18 protein-coding genes are annotated in these 19157 nt (G+C 37.5%); 8 read left to right on the forward strand and 10 right to left on the reverse strand.

Going from position 1 to position 19157, the window contains the following annotated elements; all coding sequences use genetic code 11:
* The first annotated feature begins 54 nt into the window (after positions 1–54).
* The 4 genes from MSG95_RS02680 to MSG95_RS02695 all read left to right on the forward strand — a co-directional run bounded on the left by MSG95_RS02680 (position 55) and on the right by MSG95_RS02695 (position 6164).
* Positions 55–411 carry a hypothetical protein gene (locus MSG95_RS02680; RefSeq protein ID WP_077163997.1) on the forward strand — a complete coding sequence of 119 codons (357 nt, stop codon included), beginning with the start codon at positions 55–57 and terminating at the stop codon, positions 409–411.
* A 135-nt stretch (positions 412–546) separates the two neighbouring features.
* Complete coding sequence (gene mfd / locus MSG95_RS02685) at positions 547–4008, forward strand: transcription-repair coupling factor (RefSeq protein ID WP_077165469.1); 3462 nt, start codon at positions 547–549, stop codon at positions 4006–4008.
* 199 nt (positions 4009–4207) lie between these two features.
* Complete coding sequence (locus MSG95_RS02690) at positions 4208–4642, forward strand: HIT domain-containing protein (RefSeq protein ID WP_077165470.1); 435 nt, start codon at positions 4208–4210, stop codon at positions 4640–4642.
* A 52-nt stretch (positions 4643–4694) separates the two neighbouring features.
* Positions 4695–6164 carry an adenylate/guanylate cyclase domain-containing protein gene (locus MSG95_RS02695; protein WP_019459027.1) on the forward strand — a complete coding sequence of 490 codons (1470 nt, stop codon included), beginning with the start codon at positions 4695–4697 and terminating at the stop codon, positions 6162–6164.
* A gap of 48 nt (positions 6165–6212) precedes the next feature.
* Here MSG95_RS02695 and fdx read toward each other — a convergent pair whose 3' ends face one another.
* The 8 genes from fdx to MSG95_RS02735 all read right to left on the reverse strand — a co-directional run bounded on the left by fdx (position 6213) and on the right by MSG95_RS02735 (position 12324).
* The gene (gene fdx, locus MSG95_RS02700) at positions 6213–6551 is read right to left on the reverse strand and encodes an ISC system 2Fe-2S type ferredoxin (RefSeq protein ID WP_002049779.1); all 339 of its coding nucleotides are present in this window, start codon (positions 6549–6551) and stop codon (positions 6213–6215) included.
* Between the two features lie 18 nt (positions 6552–6569).
* Entirely contained in the window at positions 6570–8429 is a 1860-nt protein-coding gene (gene hscA / locus MSG95_RS02705; protein WP_077165471.1) for a Fe-S protein assembly chaperone HscA, read from the reverse strand.
* A 38-nt stretch (positions 8430–8467) separates the two neighbouring features.
* A complete protein-coding gene (gene hscB / locus MSG95_RS02710; protein WP_004701919.1) occupies positions 8468–8986 on the reverse strand; it encodes a Fe-S protein assembly co-chaperone HscB in 519 nt (172 codons plus the stop codon).
* Positions 8987–9068: 82 nt separating this feature from the next.
* A complete protein-coding gene (gene iscA, locus MSG95_RS02715; protein ID WP_004701917.1) occupies positions 9069–9389 on the reverse strand; it encodes an iron-sulfur cluster assembly protein IscA in 321 nt (106 codons plus the stop codon).
* 30 nt (positions 9390–9419) lie between these two features.
* Complete coding sequence (gene iscU / locus MSG95_RS02720) at positions 9420–9806, reverse strand: Fe-S cluster assembly scaffold IscU (protein WP_002049835.1); 387 nt, start codon at positions 9804–9806, stop codon at positions 9420–9422.
* A 66-nt stretch (positions 9807–9872) separates the two neighbouring features.
* Positions 9873–11090 (reverse strand): IscS subfamily cysteine desulfurase, encoded by a 1218-nt coding sequence (locus MSG95_RS02725; protein ID WP_004701914.1) that lies wholly within the window; start codon positions 11088–11090, stop codon positions 9873–9875.
* A 1-nt stretch (position 11091) separates the two neighbouring features.
* Positions 11092–11565 carry an Rrf2 family transcriptional regulator gene (locus MSG95_RS02730; protein ID WP_004701912.1) on the reverse strand — a complete coding sequence of 158 codons (474 nt, stop codon included), beginning with the start codon at positions 11563–11565 and terminating at the stop codon, positions 11092–11094.
* 111 nt (positions 11566–11676) lie between these two features.
* Positions 11677–12324, reverse strand: coding sequence for a hypothetical protein (locus MSG95_RS02735; protein ID WP_077165472.1), 648 nt, complete (start codon positions 12322–12324; stop codon positions 11677–11679).
* A 210-nt stretch (positions 12325–12534) separates the two neighbouring features.
* Here MSG95_RS02735 and MSG95_RS02740 point away from each other — a divergent pair, with 210 nt between their 5' ends.
* The 3 genes from MSG95_RS02740 (at position 12535) to MSG95_RS02750 (ending at position 15429) form a co-directional block, all read left to right on the forward strand.
* Positions 12535–12990, forward strand: a complete 456-nt coding sequence (locus tag MSG95_RS02740) for a phasin family protein (protein ID WP_077165473.1) — start codon at positions 12535–12537, stop codon at positions 12988–12990.
* Between the two features lie 169 nt (positions 12991–13159).
* The gene (locus MSG95_RS02745) at positions 13160–13432 is read left to right on the forward strand and encodes an HU family DNA-binding protein (RefSeq protein WP_001043034.1); all 273 of its coding nucleotides are present in this window, start codon (positions 13160–13162) and stop codon (positions 13430–13432) included.
* Positions 13433–13563: 131 nt separating this feature from the next.
* Entirely contained in the window at positions 13564–15429 is a 1866-nt protein-coding gene (locus MSG95_RS02750) for a SurA N-terminal domain-containing protein (protein ID WP_324624580.1), read from the forward strand.
* A gap of 39 nt (positions 15430–15468) precedes the next feature.
* On the opposite strand, the gene MSG95_RS02755 is transcribed toward MSG95_RS02750, so the two are convergent.
* Positions 15469–16416 carry an AraC family transcriptional regulator gene (locus MSG95_RS02755; protein ID WP_416202332.1) on the reverse strand — a complete coding sequence of 316 codons (948 nt, stop codon included), beginning with the start codon at positions 16414–16416 and terminating at the stop codon, positions 15469–15471.
* 189 nt (positions 16417–16605) lie between these two features.
* On the opposite strand from MSG95_RS02755, the gene MSG95_RS02760 reads away from it, so the two are divergent.
* Positions 16606–17829: an alkane 1-monooxygenase gene (locus MSG95_RS02760; protein ID WP_077165475.1), complete on the forward strand. Its 1224-nt coding sequence runs from the start codon at positions 16606–16608 to the stop codon at positions 17827–17829.
* A 115-nt stretch (positions 17830–17944) separates the two neighbouring features.
* Here the strand turns inward: MSG95_RS02760 and MSG95_RS02765 are convergent, their stop codons facing one another.
* Positions 17945–19150, reverse strand: a complete 1206-nt coding sequence (locus MSG95_RS02765) for an acyl-CoA dehydrogenase family protein (RefSeq protein ID WP_004701900.1) — start codon at positions 19148–19150, stop codon at positions 17945–17947.
* Positions 19151–19157: the final 7 nt, after the last annotated feature.

A 19157-nucleotide genomic window follows, 5' to 3' on the forward strand; every position in this document is an offset into this window, starting at 1 on the left:
GAGGTGAATAGGTGGCCTCCATTATTTACATTGAAACTAATATGATGTGATGAAATGTTTAAAAAGTTAAGCCAGCTTTTTCAAGGCTCGAAAGAGTCACCAGAGCAAAAATATTTACAAGAGAATCAACTTAGTTTTGATTCTGAGCGTGGACCCGTAATTAAAAATATTGTCATTAACGAGAAATGGTCAGAGCATCTTGAATATTTTTCAAATCGTAAATTACAGAACTTTGATGATTTACGTAAGTTATTTCAAATTACGCCACAAATTAATGAAAAAATTGACTTAGAGATTGCAAGCCAACGCTATGTTGAAAGATTGGGTAATACTCAAGAAAAGTTACTTGAACTTAAAGCAATCATACAAATATTGAACCAATATTATGTGATGTTTCTACGTGATAAATAAGTTCAAACATTTGTTTTAAGAACTATAAAAAAGTATCGTAAAGTAGTAGCTTGATTTCAGAAAAATAACTCAATTCAATAAAAACATCATGCTACTATTAACCTCATATCTTTTTAGCTCATAAAAGCCATATACATGTTTCAACAAGAAATCTCTCAATTGAATTTGCAACAGCTCAAGGCCGGTGAAAAGCGTTGGGTGGGGTCATTATTAGGTTCATCAGCCGCTTTATTGCTTAAAGAAATTGCGACTCAGCATTCTTCTTTATTCGTTTTAGTCGCTCGAAATAACCAACATGTTGCACAATTAGAAAGTGAACTTGAGTTTTATGGGATAAAACCGACAATTTTCCCTGATTGGGAAATTTTGCCTTATGATCGGTTATCTCCGCATCAGGATATTGTCTCGGAGCGTCTTGCGATTTTATCGAATATGCCGCAGCAAGGCGTATTACTCATCTCAGCAAGTACTTTGGCTCAACGGGTTGCACCTTATTCATGGGTTTTAGGTAAGCACTTTGACATAAGAGTGGGACAAAAATTTGATTTAGAACAGCAAAAATTAAGATTAGTTCAGGCTGGCTACCACTTGGTAGATACAGTATATGATCATGGCGAATTTGCGGTACGCGGCAGTATTATGGATATTTTTGCATCTGGGCAAGAAGCTCCTATCCGCATAGACCTATTTGATGATGAAATTGATTCTTTAAAATTCTTTGACCCTGAAACCCAAAGAACAACCACAACGCTAAAAAGTTTTACTGTTCTACCAGCTAAAGAGTTTCCATTAAAAGAAGCACGGTCAGTTTTTAGAGATCGTTATTCTGAGTTTTTTCCGACAGCAAACCCTAAGAAAAATCCAATTTATCAAGATGTTTTAGATGGTATAGCATCTCCTGGGATTGAGTTTTATTTACCTTTATTTTTTGATAAAGAACAAATGCAATCGCAAAGTATGTTTACAACGTACTTGCCAAAGAATTGCATTGTAATTACAACCAATGATGTTGATACCGATTTAACTAACTTCTGGAAAGAAGTTATGCGTCGTTATGAAGATCGACGTCATAATATTGATCAACCTATTCTTGCTCCTGAAGAGTTATTTATTTCTCCAAATCATTTGTTGAGTGCTTTAAATCAGTTTCCACGAATGCTTGTGAGTGCGGAAACGATTGAAGAAAAAGCTGGTGCACTTAACCTTAAAACTGAGCAACCACCTAAATTACCGGTCGACCCAAAAAAAGAAAAACCATTTACAGCTGTAAAAAAATATATTGATGAAGCAAACCATCCTGTTCTATTGGTTGCGGAAAGTGCAGGACGTCGAGAAAGTTTAAAAGATGCATTGCGTTCAAGTTTGGGGGAAATTCCGAATGTAGAGAATTTTGAGCAATTCAAAAACAGTCAATTTGCAATTGCGATTACCAATGCACCTTTAGACCGTGGCTTACTTATAACTGATCAATTAACAGTTATTTCAGAAAATCAGCTTTATGAACACCGGGTTGTACAGCGTCGTCGTAAGCGACAACAGGAAGTTTCGGAAGAGTTTCTGATTCGAAGCTTAACTGAGCTTAGTATTGGTGCTCCTGTTGTGCATATTGATCATGGTGTGGGGCGTTATGCTGGTTTAATTACACTTGCTATCGAAGGGCAAGACTATGAGTTCTTGCAACTCGATTATGCTGAAGATGCTAAAGTTTATGTCCCAGTAACAAACTTGCATCTGATTAGCCGTTATAGTGGTGGTGATCCAGATTTAGCACCATTACATAAAATTGGTACAGATGCTTGGAGTAAGGCAAAACGTAAGGCTTTAGAACAAATTCATGATGTTGCAGCCGAACTTTTACATATACAGGCACGTCGTCAATCAAAACCTGGCTTTGCTTTTGAATTAGATCAGTCGCTTTATATGCAATTTGCAAGCGGCTTTGCGTATGAAGAAACGCTTGATCAGGCTAATGCAATTGAAGCCACGCTGCACGATATGCAGCAAGCAAAACCAATGGATAGATTGGTGTGTGGTGATGTAGGTTTTGGTAAAACCGAAGTGGCCATGCGTGCAGCGTTTGTTGCAGTACAAAATGGTAAACAAGTTGCAGTTTTAGTTCCTACCACATTACTTGCTCAACAGCATTATGAGTCTTTTAAAGACCGTTTTGCTGATTGGCCCGTTCGTATTGAAGTGTTATCACGATTTGGTTCAAACAAAACTCATGTGAAAAATATTGAAGACTTGGCTGATGGTAAAGTAGACATTGTGGTAGGTACACATAAGCTATTGCAAGAAAATGTTCAGTTTAAAGATTTAGGCCTAATGGTTGTAGACGAAGAACATCGCTTTGGTGTACGTGATAAAGAGCGAATTAAAGCTTTACGTGCCGATGTTGATATGTTGACTCTTACAGCAACACCAATTCCTCGTACGCTTAATATGGCTTTCTCTGGTATGCGTGATTTGTCAATTATTGCAACTCCGCCTGCACGTCGTTTAGCAGTGAAAACCTTCGTACAAGAGCATACAGATGCTTCGATTAAAGAAGCAGTTTTGCGTGAGTTATTACGTGGTGGACAAGTTTACTTCTTGCATAATGAAGTAGATACCATTGAAAGAGCCGCTGAAAATATCCGTGTTCTTGTACCTGAAGCACGCGTAGCTGTGGCACATGGACAAATGCGTGAACGTGAGCTTGAGCAAGTCATGCAGCAGTTCTATCACAAAGAATATAATGTACTGGTGTGTTCAACTATTATTGAAACGGGTATTGATGTTCCAAATGCCAATACAATCATAATTGAACGTGCAGATAAGCTTGGTTTAGCACAATTACACCAACTACGTGGCCGCGTAGGTCGTTCACATCATCAGGCTTATGCTTATTTATTGGTACCTTCAATCAAACATTTGAAAGGTGATGCTGAAAAACGCCTTGATGCAATTCAACGAGCTTCTACATTGGGTGCAGGTTTCATGCTTGCTACTGAAGATTTAGAAATTCGTGGTGCTGGTGAGTTATTGGGTGAGCAACAAAGTGGTTCAATGCAAGCGATAGGATATAGCTTGTATATGGAAATGCTTGAGAAAGCGACCAAAGCAATTCAACAAGGTAAAACGCCGAATTTTGATGCACCATTGTCGTTAACTGCTGAAATTAATTTACATATTCCTGCGCTTATCCCTGATGATTACTTAGGCGATGTTCATCAAAGATTATTATTCTATAAGCGTATTAGTAGTACCGATACTCAGGAAAAATTAGATAATATCCGAATGGAACTGATAGACCGTTTTGGTGTTCCTCCACAGTCAGTTAAACACTTGTTTAGTGTGCATCAGATTCGCTTAAAAGCAGAACATTTAGGTATTACAAAAATTGATATTAATACTCAGGGTGGACATGTTGAATTTTCACCAGATACCCCAGTTCAGGCGATTAGTATTATTCAATTGATGCAAAAAAATCCGACCTATTATCGTATGGAAGGTGGTCAACGTTTAAAAGTAATGGTTCAGCTCGAAGAGTATGAAAAACGGATTCAATTTATCAATGATCTACTACAAAAATTGATGAGTGAACTACATGTCTGAGATATGTTTTTTTATAAACGATAATTGAGTAAGACATTTGTATTGCTACAATTGAAAGTTATGCACTATTTATACCTTGAGATATGAATAAGTGCATAAAATCATTATTATTTGTAAGCAAACAGGCTACTAATAATATTCACATCAAAACTGATGTGATAGTATTAGCCATTATTGTTTATTGTCATTTATAAAAGATATGTTTAGTTTGCATCCACAACTTGCTCAAGATACTTTTTTTGTAGGCGATTTTCCGCTTTCAACATGTCGTTTAATGAATGATATGCAATTTCCTTGGTTGATTTTAGTACCACGTGTACCAGGAATCACGGAATTATACGAATTGAGCCAAGCTGACCAAGAACAGTTTTTACGTGAATCAAGCTGGTTATCTAGCCAGTTAGCTCGTATTTTTCGTGCTGACAAAATGAATGTTGCAGCTCTAGGTAATATGGTACCTCAATTACATTTCCACCATGTTGTCCGCTATCAAAATGACGTAGCTTGGCCTAAACCAGTGTGGGGTACACCAGCAGTGCCATACACAAGTGATGTTTTAGCTCACATGCGTCAGACCCTTATGCTTGCTTTACGTGGTCAAGGTGATATGCCTTTTGATTGGCGCATGGATTAAATCAATGTAATGCCACATCTCAGTGTGGCTACATTGAAATGTGGAGGATAGGGTGCAATTAGAGAGGTTTATAGATCGAGAACCTAAACAGTTTGCATATTTTCATCGTTTGATGGGGTATTCAATTCTGTCATTGATTTTAGTGATCTATGCTTTCACCTCACCAAATACTAATTATCAAATCTATATTCCTCCTTTTTTCCTTTTTTTACTTTTTATCAGTTCTAAATTAGAACATTGGTTACAGTATCAATTTGATAAGAAAACACAAAAAAGTGTTTTTTTTGCGATAGACACGATTGTGGTGGCAGTTACTCTTGCGGGAGTACACCTTAATCTTGTTCCAACATTTATTGCAGTTTTTGCTTTATTTTACTCAGCTATTAATAGTCGTATTTCGTTTGCAGTGATTTGCTTAACGAGCTTACTTGGTGCGATTATTTTTTATTTAAGTACTTTTTTCCTATTCGGTTTCCATCCATATTTTGAAGCTACTAGCCAAGAACTTACAGTAATTACTTTGCTTGGTCTGGTTATGTTTATAACCATTGGAAATTACTACCAACATCGCTGGGTCAAAAAAATTAGTCAGCAACGTCAGCATTATTATGATCAAATGACACGTTATATCGCTTTTGCTAATCAGTTAAGCCGCTATGCGCCATTACAGCTATGGCAATCTATTATGCGCGGTGAGGCTGAGGCAAAAATTGAATATAAACGTAAGAAAATGACAGTATTCTTTTCTGATATTCAGGGTTTTACTGAGTTATCCGAAACCTTAATTCCAGATGATTTGGCTTTCTTGCTTAATGACTATTTAAGTCATATGACTGAAATTGCGAAGCAATACGAGGCGACTGTCGATAAATTTATGGGAGATGCGATTCTCATATTTTTTGGAGATCCGAATTCACAAGGTGTTGAGCAAGATGCCAAATCATGTGTAGAAATGGCAATTGCTATGCGTCAGCAAATGAAGTTGTTGCGCGAACGTTGGAAGAAAATGGGATATTCGGCATTACATATCCGTATGGGTATTAGTACGGGTTATTGCCACGTTGGGAACTACGGGGCAACACACCGTATGGCTTATACGATTGTAGGTCGTGATGTAAATTTGGCGGCACGTTTACAATATGCTGCTGAAATCGATGAGATACTCATTTCTGATGATACTTATCAACTTATTAAAAGTGATTTTCTATGTGCACCTAAAACACCTATTTATTTAAAAGGTATTCAAGGTGCAGTAAAAACATGGCAAGTCATGGAAAAATATACAGGGAACAAGTCAGATCATCAGCAATGGTTTGATTATGAATATAAAGGTTTCCATTTAGTCCTGAACTTAGAAGAAGTACAGAACTATGAGTATCCAGAATTGGTTGAAGTGCTTGAAAAAATGATTCAGCGCATTAAAGTTCAACAAACTTTGATTAATACTCAAGGTGTGGCTCAGCTTAAACTTGAAGACGAAGTTAAGCAAATAAATATTGATCAAAAGCAAAACCAAATATAAATTACAACAATAAAAAAGCTGCCGAAGCAGCTTTTTCACTATTATATTTTAATGATTTTCTGATGCATGGTTAATTGTGTATTTCGGAATCTCGATTTCAAGATCTTCATCTACGATTTTAACTTGGCATGAAAGACGAGAGTCTGGCTCTAATCCCCAAGCACGGTCTAAAAGATCGGCTTCAACATCATTCATTTCTTCTAAGCTATCAAAACCTTTGCGAACAATGACATGGCAAGTTGTACATGCGCATGACATGTCACAAGCATGTTCGATTTTGATACCTTTGTTGAGCAGACTCTGGCAAAGATTTGCATTTTGTTCAACCTCAAATTCTGCGCCTTCGGGACAAATCTGAGCATGAGGAAGTACTTTAATACGTGGCATATTGATCACCTATACCTTTTAGTTTGATTTTGACCAATCGTCGAGTTTTGTGCCTTTTAAGGCATGGTCAATATGTCGATTCATTCGTAGTGCTGCAAACGCATCACTATGTACTTTAAGCTGTTGAACTGCTTGCTCAATCGCTTGGATATCGCTGCCTTCAAGCTGGGTTTTCAAGGATTCTTTTGCAGAGTTAAGAGCTTCACGCTGGTTTTCATCAAGTAAATCTGCATCTACTTTTAATGCTTGCTCTAGAGCCTCAAGTTCACGTTCTGCTTCAACTTTGGTTTCCTTTAAGTGACGAAGATTTTTGTCTTCTTCGGCATGTTGAAAACCTTCAATTAATAAGCGTTCCGTATCTGCTTCAGATAAACCATAAGATGGTTTAATATCAATATAGGCTTGTACACCAGAAGTTGTTTCACGAGCAGAAACAGTGAGTAAACCATCTGCATCAACTTGGAAAGTGACCTCAATACGAGCTTGGCCTGCTGTCATTGGTGGAATACCATGAAGCACAAATCTGCCTAATGAGCGGCAATGTTCAACTAAATCACGCTCACCCTGAACTACATGAATTAACATGGCAGTTTGACCGTCTTGATAAGTTGTAAATTCTTGACGACGGGCTACAGGAATAGCGGTATTGCGAGAAATTAGGCGTTCAACTAAACCACCCATTGTTTCTAGCCCAAGAGAAAGAGGAGTCACATCTAAAAGAAGTGAACCATCTTGACTATTGCCGATTAACTGATTTGCCGTAATCGAGGCACCAATAGCCACAACTTCATCCGGGTTGATCGTGCAAAGAGGCTCTTGATTAAAAATGTCACGGACTGCTTTTTGAACCGCATAAGAACGGGTAGAACCACCTACCAAAACAACATTTTGAATGTCAGTTAACTCAAGCTTGGCATCACGTAGTACACGCTTACAAACACTAATGGTTTTATCTAGAGCCACTTGAATAATGCTTTCAAATGTAGGGCGATCTAGTGTAAGAGTTGTATCAATCAGCTTTAATTCAACTGAATCTTGAGTAGATAATTGTTCTTTAGCTTGACGCGCTGCAACTATAAATACGGCATAGTCTTCATTACTTAATACATCAATATTAAGCTGTTTTTTTGCCCATTTCACAATTAGACGGTCTAAGTCATCACCACCTAAAGCTGTATGACCACCTGTCGCTAAGACTTCAAATACGCCTTGTGAAAAACGCAAGATTGATACATCAAAAGTACCACCGCCCAAATCGTAAATTACATAGTTACGGTCGGTCTCTAAGTTACTTTCTTGATCCAATCCATAAGCAACTGCGGCAGCTGTAGGTTCATTTAATAAACGTAATACATTTAAACCAGCAAGTTGAGCGGCGTCACGAGTTGCTTGACGTTGAGCTTCATCAAAGTAAGCAGGAACTGTAATCACAGCACCATTAACAGGATTTTGTAGACTGTCTTCAGCACGATCTTTTAATTGTTTTAAAATTTCAGCTGAAATTTCTACAGGTGTTTTACGCCCAGCACGTGTTTCAAAAGCAGGCATCTCATTTTCTGAGCCTACTAATTCATATGGATGCTGAAACTTAATATCTGCTTTTGAGCGCCCCATAAATCGTTTAACAGATACAATCGTATTTTTTGGATCTGCAATGATAAATGGTTTGGCTTCTTCACCATAATGAGTTGTACTGTCCCCATAATGAACGATAGAAGGAAGTAATCTTCTATTTTGAACATCATTGAGTACTTTAGGTTTGCCTGATAACACTGTCGCAACTAGTGAGTGTGTTGTTCCTAGGTCAATACCAATCGCAATGCGATGTTGGTGTGGGGCACTGGATTGACCCGGTTCAGCAATTTGCAAAAGTGCCATGAGTTAAATCCCTTGAAAATAAAGTAGAAAAAGCAAAATTAAAAATCATCGTCTAAATCAAAGCTGTCTTCTTCATCTAACAGTTGATCTTCTGCTTTATCAATATCGTTCAAAACACGTTGAAAGAAACGTAACTTACGTACGGTATCACGTGCTTCAGCCCAATCTTCTTCACTGTAATCAATTTTGAATTCACGAACCAGGCCATCAATCCATTGTTGTACTTCTAGCTTTAAAGTACGTAAATGTTCAGTTGTTGTCGCTTCGTCAAGTTGTTCACGAAGTTCTAAAGCAGATTGTAGAAATTCAAAATCACTAATAGATTGATCAAGATGATGATCTTGCTTCTTAAGAGCTAAAAGGTAAGCAGCACGGCTATCTACTTGTGATAGTGTTTTAAAAGCTTGATTGATTTCACTTGATTTGATCAATGCTTGATCTTTATCTGAGGCTTTATCTGGATGATATTGTTGCTGCAAACTCAAGAAATTTGATTTTAAGCTTGCCAAATCGATATCGAGTGCCACAGGTAAATTGAACAACTCAAAATGATTCATTAGAAATGGGATCCGCATTAATTAAATACATTAAAACAGTGCTTGATAGACACTGTTTTAATGAGGAAAGGAAAGGAGAGGATTAAACAGTGAAAGATTCACCACAACCACATTCACCCTTTTTATTAGGATTGTTAAATTCGAACCCTTCATTAAGGCCATTTTTAACATAGTCCATTTCTAAGCCTTCTAAATAAACTAGGCTTTTCGGATCTACAAAAACCTTAACGCCGAACTGTTCGAAAGTTTGATCATGTTCATCGATTTCATCTACAAACTCGAGAACATAAGCCAACCCAGAACAACCAGAAGTTTTCACACCAACGCGAATGCCTTCACCCTTACCTCGGTTTTTAAGGTAATTGCTAATATGAGTCGCAGCATTTTCAGTTAAATGAATCATGAAAACTCCAACGTTTATAATGGTAACAAATTAAGCTTTTGACTTTTTACTACGATAATCTTCAATCGCAGCTTTAATCGCATCTTCAGCTAAAACAGAGCAGTGAACTTTTACTGGCGGAAGAGCTAACTCAGTCGCAATATCAATATTTTTGATTGCTTGAGCTTCATCAAGAGTTTTGCCTTTTAACCATTCAGTTACAAGAGAACTTGATGCGATTGCAGAACCACAACCGTAAGTTTTAAAGCGTGCTTCTTCGATTACGCCACTGTCATTTACTTGGATCTGTAAACGCATCACGTCGCCACATGCAGGTGCACCCACCATACCTGTACCAACATTTTCAGAGTTTTTGTCTAAAACACCAACATTACGTGGATTTTCGTAATGATCAATTACCTTTTCGCTATAAGCCATTTCGCTTCTCCAAACCTCGGGGTCAGCCTAATATTAATATGAGGGTTAAAACACTAATTTCAATAATTAGTGTTCTGCCCATTCAACTGTAGAAAGATCGATACCTTCTTTGTACATATCCCAAAGCGGAGAAAGTTCACGTAATTTCTCAACAGCGGCTTTGGTAATTGTAAGCACGTGGTCAATGTCTTCTTCAGTCGTGTATTTACCAAAACTAAAGCGAATCGAGCTGTGTGCAAGCTCATCAGATAAACCTAATGCGCGAAGAACATATGAAGGCTCTAAAGTTGCAGAAGTACAAGCTGAACCACTTGATACGGCAGCATCTTTAAGCGACATCATTAAAGATTCACCTTCAACAAAGTTAAAGCTGACATTTAAATAGTTTGCAACGTTTTGAGTTGGATGACCATTTAAGAACACTTGTTCAAGATCTTGTAAACCGTTCCAAAGTTTGTCACGAAGTTTACGAAGACGCTCTTGTTCTGCATGCATGGTTTTGCCTGCGATTTCAAAAGCCTCACCCATACCTACGATTTGGTGAGTAGCCAAAGTACCAGAACGCATACCGCGCTCATGACCACCACCATGAATTTGTGCTTTTAAGCGAACACGTGGGCTACGACGTACATATAATGCGCCAATGCCTTTTGGACCATAAATTTTATGAGCAGAGAAACTCATAAGATCAATTTTCATAGTAGATAAGTCGATATCAACTTTACCAGCTGCTTGTGCTGCATCTACATGGAAAAATGTTTTGTTGGCACGTGTTAATTCACCAATCGCCGCTACATCTGTAACTGTACCAATTTCATTGTTTACCATCATAAGAGAAACAAGAATGGTATCTGGGCGAAGGGCAGCCTTCACCATCTCAGGAGTAATTAAACCTGTTTGTGGCTGTGGCTCTAGGTAAGTAATTTCAAAACCTTGTTCTTCTAATTCACGACAAGGATCTAGAACAGCTTTGTGTTCAATTTTACTTGTAATGATATGTTTGCCTTTAGAAGCGTAGAATTGAGCTACACCTTTAAGAGCAAGGTTATCTGATTCGGTTGCACCAGAAGTCCAAACGATTTCACGTGGGTCAGCTTTAATTAAATTTGCGACTTGCTCACGTGCATATTCAACTTTTTCTTCTGCTTGCCAGCCATAAGCGTGGGAACGAGATGCAGCATTACCAAAGGTACCGTCGAAAGTTAAACACTCCATCATACGTTCTGCAACTTGCGGATCTACTGGAGTGGTTGCTGCGTAATCAAGATAAATTGGACGTTTCATATCAAATACCTGTACCCGATAAAAGAGCTGAATCTATGCCAGTCACATTTTGGCGTAGTGCAACAGTTTGAACGTTGTCTCGGCTAATGAGGTCGGCAAGAGTGATTTTGGCTAAATAGTCGGCAATATGATGAGAGAGTTCTTGCCATAAATCGTGAGTCAGACACATTGCACCATTTTGGCAGTTACCTTTATGGTCGCAACGCGTTGCATCAACAGTTTCATTTACGGCTTCAATGATTTCTAACACAGTAATTTCATCAGCGTTTCGAGCCAAATGGTAACCACCATTTGCACCGCGAACACTAGAAACTAACCCATGACGCTTAAGTTTAGCGAATAACTGCTCTAAGTAAGCAACTGAAATAGATTGACGTGCGGCAATTTCGGCGAGCGTGATCGTTTGTTCAGTTGGCTGCAAAGCTAAATCAAGTAGAGCAGTCACTGCGTAGCGACCGCGAGTTGTAAGGCGCATGATTCGATACACATGTTAAGACTAGATAATAGGATTTTATGAATCCCGACTAAAATAGTCAAGTTTTTTTATTTTTAATTCAAGTGTAGGATCAAGATAGAAAAAAATGAGTTATGCTGCCCATAAATTATATATCAAATAAGCAATAAATATTAGGCTAATTATACCAAAGCACAAGTTAATATTGCGTTGGCGTTGCTTTAAACGTGCAATTCGATTCTGATATTGTTTAATTTCTACATTTAATGAATTGATCTCTGAACGTTGTTGATCGATTTTTTCAAGTAATGGGGCAATTCTTTTGCGTGAAGCAAGTGTCTCAGCTTCGTCATCTGGCGCGTTGAACCATTGTTTCCAGTCCGCTAGAAGTTTAGGTAATGTGAGATGTGAAATTAAATCGATGAGCTCTTTTTTAGTTTCTGAATCTCCATCAATTCGCATGTTGTTTAAACTACGTTGATTTGAGAAAGCGAAAATTTTGATAAGATCGATAAGTGTACTATTTATTTCTAAATCAATACGACGGTCATATGAGTGAATATCAAATAGCAAGCCTTTCTCAGTAAATTGCACATAGAAGTCGAAAAATGGCAAATAGCTATTAATGCGGATTGTGATTTTATTAGCGATAAATTTTTTCGCTTGCAAGCGAAGAACACCATCGTGGGTGAGAATAAATGAGAAAAAAGTTTCTAAAATAATTAGAACAATATTCAGCAACAGACGTGGATGTTTTTGTCTTTGTTGCGTTTCACTCATAAAAGTTTATCCTTAAATATTAGAGATTAATTGAGGGAATGAGACATCCTATCTCAAACTTAGCATAATGTCCTGTTAAATATATTTACATGACATGATTGTTTTGTAGAACAGTTTCATAAATGTATCAAGTCTTGACTTTGATATTATAAGAATATTTTGTGGTTAAATAAGACTTCGTCTGTCTCATCCGATCAGGAGCTTAGATCAATGGATAATGCAAATATAGAAACACAAGTAGAAGAGCAAGGAGAAAAAAATAAATTAAAATCAAAAAGTTCTAGGAAGTCTGCATTAGATTTTAGAAAGTATACTAAACAGATCTGGTTAGCAGGTCTAGGTGCTTTTTCTCGTGCTGAAGAAGAAGGCAATAAACTATTTGACTCGCTAGTCAAAGTAGGTGAAGAGCTTGAGTCCAAAACAGGTGACTTAGCAGATACAACTGTTGGTAAAGTAACCGAAAAAGCCAAAGAGTCTGTTTCTGACACCAAAGACAAAGTTGAAAAAATTTTAGATACCAGTGTGAATCATTCTTTAAATAGAATTGGCTTAGTTACTCCTAAGGACTTACAGCACATAGAACAACTCTTGGTTCAACTGCATATAAAGATTGATGCTTTAATTGAAGAAAATCAAAAATTGAAGGCAAAATTGAATGAAAAGTAAAAAAATGTAGGGATTTAGCAAATATATAACAGTTTTTTAGCATTTATTTTTGCTAAAAGCTCTGCTCTAGTATTGCGTTTTCCCCCAAAGCATTGCTATAAAGGCGTCATGGCCTTTTAAACTATAGCCTTGGACCTTAAACAAACGATATTAAGAGGATGTTTTATTCATGAATAAATCAGAATTAATCGATGCAATTGCTGAAAAAGGGGGAGTATCTAAGACTGATGCAGGCAAGGCACTCGATGCGACAATTGCGTCAATTACTGAAGCACTAAAAAAAGGTGACACAGTAACTTTAGTTGGTTTCGGTACTTTCAGTGTTAAAGAACGTGCTGCACGTACTGGCCGTAACCCTAAAACTGGTGAAGAGCTTCAAATTAAAGCAACAAAAGTACCTAGCTTTAAAGCTGGTAAAGGTCTTAAAGATTCAGTTGCTTAATCTTTTAAGATGATTAAACGCGCCAATATAGGCGCGTTTTTTATTAAAAATCTGAATTGACCAATATTGCTCATTCATTCATTGTGGTTTTTCAGTTAAAATTCTCCTCGAAATAAAATATTGGAATACTTATGGAATCTTTTCGTACAGTCATTAAGGGTTGGCTAGGCAAAGTCCTTTTAATTTTGTTTTTGACCCCTTTAGCGCTTGTAGGTATTAATGGATATTTTAATAGGGGAAACAAGGCAGATGTCGCAAAAACTGTCAATGGACAGGACATATCAAAAAAAGACCTTGAAACTTTAACGCAAAGGTATAAAGAACAATATTTAGCTGCTGTAAAGGGTGATGAAAGTTTACTTAATTTACCGGTAATTCAAGCGAAAGCACTTGATATATTGGTATCTCGTAATTTACTCATTCAGCAAGCTGAAAAACTCGGTATCTCTTTAAGTGATGCTCAAATCGAGCAAATGTTGGCTCAACAGCCAAGTTTGCAAGAAAATGGCCAGTTTTCACAAAAATTATATGAAAATTATTTGCGCTCGATTGGTATGACAAGCCAAGCTTTAATTGCGAGCTTGCGTCAAGATCACGCTTTAAAAATGTTGACTTCAACTTTCTCAGATTATTCTTTAGTAAGTAAAGTTGATTTAATGCAAATTGCGAATTTGCAAACAGAACAACGTACATTACATTTGGCTAGTATCAAGTTGGACAGTTATAAAACTGGCTTAACTGCATCGAATCAAGAAGCTACTGACTATTACAACAAACATCAGAATGAGTTTAAACAGCCTGCTTCAGTTGATGTGGATTATGTTGTTTTATCTCCATCTTTAATGGCTAAGCCTGCACCAGCAACGGATGCTGAGCTTAAGCAAGCCTATGCGAAGTTTGTAGAAACTCAGCAAAAAGATGCTAAACGTGTTGTTAAACATATTCTTATTACGACTGATGGTCGTGATGATGCAGCAGCCCAAAAGCTTGCTAAAGATGTATACGCAAAAATCCAAGGTGGTCTTTCATTTGCTCAAGCAGCAGCCCATTTTTCAGAAGATCCAACTTCGAAAGCGAAAGGCGGCTTAGTTGAGGCATATGCACCTGGTATTTTCTCTGATGCATTTGATAAAACTGTTTTAAGTTTGAAAAATGGTCAAGTTTCACAGCCAGTAAAAACACAATATGGTTACCATATTATTGAAGCAGAAACCCCAGCGACTCAAATTCCTTCATTTGATGCTGAGAAGGCACGCTTAACTGCAGAAGTTGAAAAGAATAAAGTTGCTACTGTTTATTCAGATACCGTTAATAGTTTGAATGAAACGATTGTTGGTAATGATTCTTTAGATGCAGTTGTACAACAAGTCAAAGGTACAAAAATTGAATCTTTAAATGGTGTAACTTTAGCTACTCAAAACCCGCAGTTAAGTGATCCAAACGTAAAAATTAAGTTGTTTAACGATGATGTGAAAAATGGTGATCGTAATGCTTCATCAAATATTCAATTAGCGAATGGCGATACAGTTTGGATTAAAGTACGTGACTATCATGCTGCTGGTGTTAAACCAATTGCTCAAGCGATGAATGAAGCGAAAGCTAAAGTAATTGATGAAAAAGCACGTAAAGCGGCTCAAGCAAAAATTGCTACAATGTTGACTGAATTCAAAACTCAGCCAGCTGAACAGGTTGTTGCAAAAAATAAGGTACCTTTTGAATCCGCAGGTGTATTTACTCGCTCACAAGGTTTGAAACGTGCAATTGAGCGTGCAGCATTTAGTGTTCCTACGCCAAAACCTGGTATGTGGTCTGTTACAACAGCAAACTTACCAAATGAGTTAGTCGTTGTTGCTGTATCTAACGTAAATTCAGCTGCGGTAAATGCTATGCCAGCTGACCAGTTAAAGCAATTACAGCAGCTTTATCGCCAGTCTCGTGGGCAGCAAATACTTGAAGATTACAGCGAATATTTAAAGTCACACGCTAAAATCAAATAAAACTTATGTAATAAAAAAAGCGCTTCGGCGCTTTTTTTATTACTGATCTAGACTACTCCCAACATAGTTTTGTCTATATTGTTTAGGCGATAAATCAAATACTCTTTTAAATGCCTGACTAAATGCTGTTTCTGAAGAATAACCGACTTTATTTGAAATTTGTTGAATTGATAAATTGCTTGTACGCAGATATTGGCTCGCTAAACGAAAGCGATAATGCTGTAAATATGTAAGAGGAGGTTCACCAATAATACTATTAAAAAGATTGGCAAACTTAGATCGCGACATGCAACATTGTTCAGCTAATGATTCGACAGTCCAGCTTGCTTCAGGTTGACTATGAATTGCTGATAGAGCATTACTCAACTCAGGGTGAGTTAAGGCACCTAACCAGTTTTGCTGATCTGACATTTGTTGAATATGATCACGAATACATTCAATTAAAAGAATACTCACTAAATGATCGATAATCTTGTCATGCCCAGGTTGAATTTTTTGTGTTTCGACTGCTAAAAAATAAAGTCCTAATTGCAACCATTCAGGTGGAGTGGTTTGGTTCTCTCGTTGAATATGCATGATAGGTGGTAATGCATTAATAAGTGGCCCTGCCATATGCGTATCAACTTGACAGCGTAAACAGAGCAGTAATGTATTTTCAGATGCTGCTGAACCAAGCTCAATCGGGTCTTGTCGATGTCCGTTAAATAACGGAGTAATATCGACAGGATCTACAAGTTTACTTGCAGTCGCTTTTGAGTCTGTAGCATGGTGAGCTTTTCCAGAGGGAATTAAAATAATATCTCCAGCACTTGCTGTTATTTTTTCTGAAGCATTTATTTGAATATATACAGAACCGGTTAAAACAATATAAGCAAGTAAAGCAGATTGATCTTGTGTTTTAAAAGCCCATTCATTTTGTGCTTTGATATAGATATATTCTGACTTATTTAAGTGGATATCATCAAAAAATTTACTTAGTGCATCCATGTTTACGTGATCAATCATTATTTTAATAAAATTATAGTGAGCTGTAAGAATAGATCAACATGTGTTTTTAGGACAAAAAAGTGGAAGAAAATGCCAAAGACTTTGAAATAGGTTTTTTGGACGGTTACAACTGTTAAGCAAATGGTATTTCTTTAACTATATAGATATATAGAAAAAGGAAATATGACTATGAATGCACCAGTAAATGTTCAGCAAGAACTTATGCCAGTGCCAGCGTCTATGCGTGAGATAGATCGTAAGCGCTATTTATGGATGATTAGTCCAGCTCTACCTGTAATTGGTTTAGGTATTTTAGCTGGTTACCATTTTGGTCCACGCCTATTAAAGAAAGTATTTGCTTTAGGTGGCCCACTTTTATTACATGTTGTGATTCCTGCAATTGATACGATTATTGGTAAAGATGCACGTAATCCAACTGATGAAGAAATTAAACTTCTAGAAAAAGATCCGTATTATTCACGTTTGGTGAAGAGCTTCATCCCATTACAATATGCAGCAAACGTTTATGCATGTTATTTAACAAGCCGCAAAACTACTTCTTTTATAGATAAAATTTTGCTTGGTATTTCTATGGGTGCAATTAATGGTATTGCAATTAATACAGCCCATGAACTAAGCCATAAGCATGATCGTATTGACCATATTTTATCTCATCTTGCTTTGGTGCCTACAGGTTACAACCATTTCCGTATTGAGCATCCATATGGCCATCATAAGCGTGCGGCAACGCCTGAAGACCCTGCTTCTTCACGTATGGGTGAAACATTCTATGAATTCTGGCCGCGTACAGTTATTGGTTCTTTCAAGTCAGCAATTGAAATTGAGAAAAACCGATTAAAACGTAAAGGTAAAGAGTTTTGGTCACTCGATAATGAATTACTGCAAGGCTGGGGTATGACTGCTGCTTTTCATAGTTCGATGATTGGACTTTTTGGTAAAGGTACGATTCCGTATTTAGCGACGCAAGCATTTTACGGTATTAGTCTTTTTGAAATTATTAACTATATTGAGCATTATGGTTTGCTACGCCAGAAAAAAGAAAACGGCCAATATGAGCGTACAATGCCAGAGCATAGCTGGAATAATAACAACGTAGTGACAAACTTGTTCTTATATCAGTTACAACGTCACTCAGACCATCATGCTTATCCAACTCGTCCATTCCAAGCACTGCGTCATTTTGATGAAGCACCTGAGTTACCAAGTGGTTATGCAAGTATGTTGCTACCAGCATTAATTCCTTCACTGTGGTTTAAAATGATGGACAAGCGTGTATTTGATCACTACAAAGGTGATTTAAATAAAGCAAATATTTCACCAAAACGTCGTGCAAAAATCTTTAAAAAATTCGGTGTAGTTGATAAGTCATTAGAAGTTACGCCAGTTAAATAAATAAAAAATATATACCTGAAATACCTAACCCTCTAATCATATGATTAGAGGGTTTTTATTTTGTAGATAGAGTAGTACTAAGCAGTAAGGAAGTTTTAACTTACTTGCAACGCTCTTATTTTAATTCGCTTGACGATTTACCAAGCTCACGTCGAGCAATAATAAGCTGCTGAATTTGTTGAGTTCCTTCAAAAATATCAAGAATTTTTGAATCACGTGCCCATTTCTCAAGTAATTCATCTTCGTTATAGCCAACACTTGCTGCTAACTCGACACACTTCAAAGTAATTTCATTACCTACACGGCCTGCTTTTGCCTTGGCGATGGAAGCTTCTTTTGAGTTTGGTTTCTTGTTGTCAGCCATCCATGTTGCTTTCAACATGAGTAACCGTGCTGCTTCCCATTCGGCCTCCATACGGTAAATTTGTGCCGCAAGATTGGATGTTTGCAAATATGGCGTTGAGTAATTTGGGTCCAACTGATCTTTAAAAATTTCTTTAATACGTTCTAATGAAGCTTTAGCACAGCCAATGGCCATAGCAGCGACTAACGGGCGTGTATTATCAAAAGTTTCCATTACACCTGCGAAACCTTTAGCAACGTCCACTTCGGCATTACCTAAAAGATTTTCTGCTGGTACGCGGCAGTCAGTAAAACTAATAACTGCCGTATCAGAAGCTTTAATTCCCAATTTATGTTCAAGGCGCTCCACCTTCATTCCAGGCGTGCCTTTAGGCACTACAAATGATTTGATGGCTGCACGTCCAAGTTTTCGGTCGAGTGTAGCCCAGACAACCACAGAGTCTGCACGTTCACCAGAGGTTACGAAAATCTTTTCACCATTTAAAATGTAGTCATTACCATCTTTAGTTGCTGTAGTACGGATCGCAGCAGAGTCTGAACCACAGCCGGGTTCAGTAATCGCCATTGCAGCCCAAGTACCTTTAAAACGTTCTAGTTGCTCATCATTTGCAACTGCTGCGATGGCAGAATTTCCTAAACCTTGGCGTGGCATACTGAGTAATAGCCCAGTATCGCCATAACACATTTCAATGATACCTAGTGCTGTCGACATGTTGGTGCCGTTACGGACACCTTCATTATCTGTTTCACCTCGTTTGCTTGCACCAGCAGCACCTGCATTAATTCCTTCGCCACCTTCGTTCATACCGTCGATGAGTGAAGCAAGCATATCAAGCTCTTTGGGATAAGCATGTTCTGCTTTATCGTATTTACGGGAAATAGGGCGTAATACATTGATCGCAACATCATGTGCTTGATCAATCATCATTTTGAATTTTTTTGGATTTTGTAAATTCATGGAAATG

This window comes from Acinetobacter sp. IK23, assembly GCF_035615275.1.
Classification (GTDB): domain Bacteria; phylum Pseudomonadota; class Gammaproteobacteria; order Pseudomonadales; family Moraxellaceae; genus Acinetobacter; species Acinetobacter seifertii.

What these genes read in the sequence shown, in the direction of transcription:
- hscB (WP_004701919.1), bottom strand. Translation starts at nt 8,986, where the DNA reads ATGAATCATTTTGAGTTGTTCAATTTACCTGTGGCACTCGATATCGAT.
- MSG95_RS02680 (WP_077163997.1), top strand. Translation starts at nt 55, where the DNA reads ATGTTTAAAAAGTTAAGCCAGCTTTTTCAAGGCTCGAAAGAGTCACCA.
- mfd (WP_077165469.1), top strand. Translation starts at nt 547, where the DNA reads ATGTTTCAACAAGAAATCTCTCAATTGAATTTGCAACAGCTCAAGGCC.
- MSG95_RS02735 (WP_077165472.1), bottom strand. Translation starts at nt 12,324, where the DNA reads ATGAGTGAAACGCAACAAAGACAAAAACATCCACGTCTGTTGCTGAAT.
- MSG95_RS02740 (WP_077165473.1), top strand. Translation starts at nt 12,535, where the DNA reads ATGGATAATGCAAATATAGAAACACAAGTAGAAGAGCAAGGAGAAAAA.
- MSG95_RS02745 (WP_001043034.1), top strand. Translation starts at nt 13,160, where the DNA reads ATGAATAAATCAGAATTAATCGATGCAATTGCTGAAAAAGGGGGAGTA.
- hscA (WP_077165471.1), bottom strand. Translation starts at nt 8,429, where the DNA reads ATGGCACTTTTGCAAATTGCTGAACCGGGTCAATCCAGTGCCCCACAC.
- MSG95_RS02765 (WP_004701900.1), bottom strand. Translation starts at nt 19,150, where the DNA reads ATGAATTTACAAAATCCAAAAAAATTCAAAATGATGATTGATCAAGCA.
- MSG95_RS02690 (WP_077165470.1), top strand. Translation starts at nt 4,208, where the DNA reads ATGTTTAGTTTGCATCCACAACTTGCTCAAGATACTTTTTTTGTAGGC.
- MSG95_RS02725 (WP_004701914.1), bottom strand. Translation starts at nt 11,090, where the DNA reads ATGAAACGTCCAATTTATCTTGATTACGCAGCAACCACTCCAGTAGAT.
- MSG95_RS02750 (WP_324624580.1), top strand. Translation starts at nt 13,564, where the DNA reads ATGGAATCTTTTCGTACAGTCATTAAGGGTTGGCTAGGCAAAGTCCTT.
- fdx (WP_002049779.1), bottom strand. Translation starts at nt 6,551, where the DNA reads ATGCCACGTATTAAAGTACTTCCTCATGCTCAGATTTGTCCCGAAGGC.
- iscA (WP_004701917.1), bottom strand. Translation starts at nt 9,389, where the DNA reads ATGATTCATTTAACTGAAAATGCTGCGACTCATATTAGCAATTACCTT.
- iscU (WP_002049835.1), bottom strand. Translation starts at nt 9,806, where the DNA reads ATGGCTTATAGCGAAAAGGTAATTGATCATTACGAAAATCCACGTAAT.
- MSG95_RS02760 (WP_077165475.1), top strand. Translation starts at nt 16,606, where the DNA reads ATGAATGCACCAGTAAATGTTCAGCAAGAACTTATGCCAGTGCCAGCG.
- MSG95_RS02755 (WP_416202332.1), bottom strand. Translation starts at nt 16,416, where the DNA reads ATGGATGCACTAAGTAAATTTTTTGATGATATCCACTTAAATAAGTCA.
- MSG95_RS02730 (WP_004701912.1), bottom strand. Translation starts at nt 11,565, where the DNA reads ATGCGCCTTACAACTCGCGGTCGCTACGCAGTGACTGCTCTACTTGAT.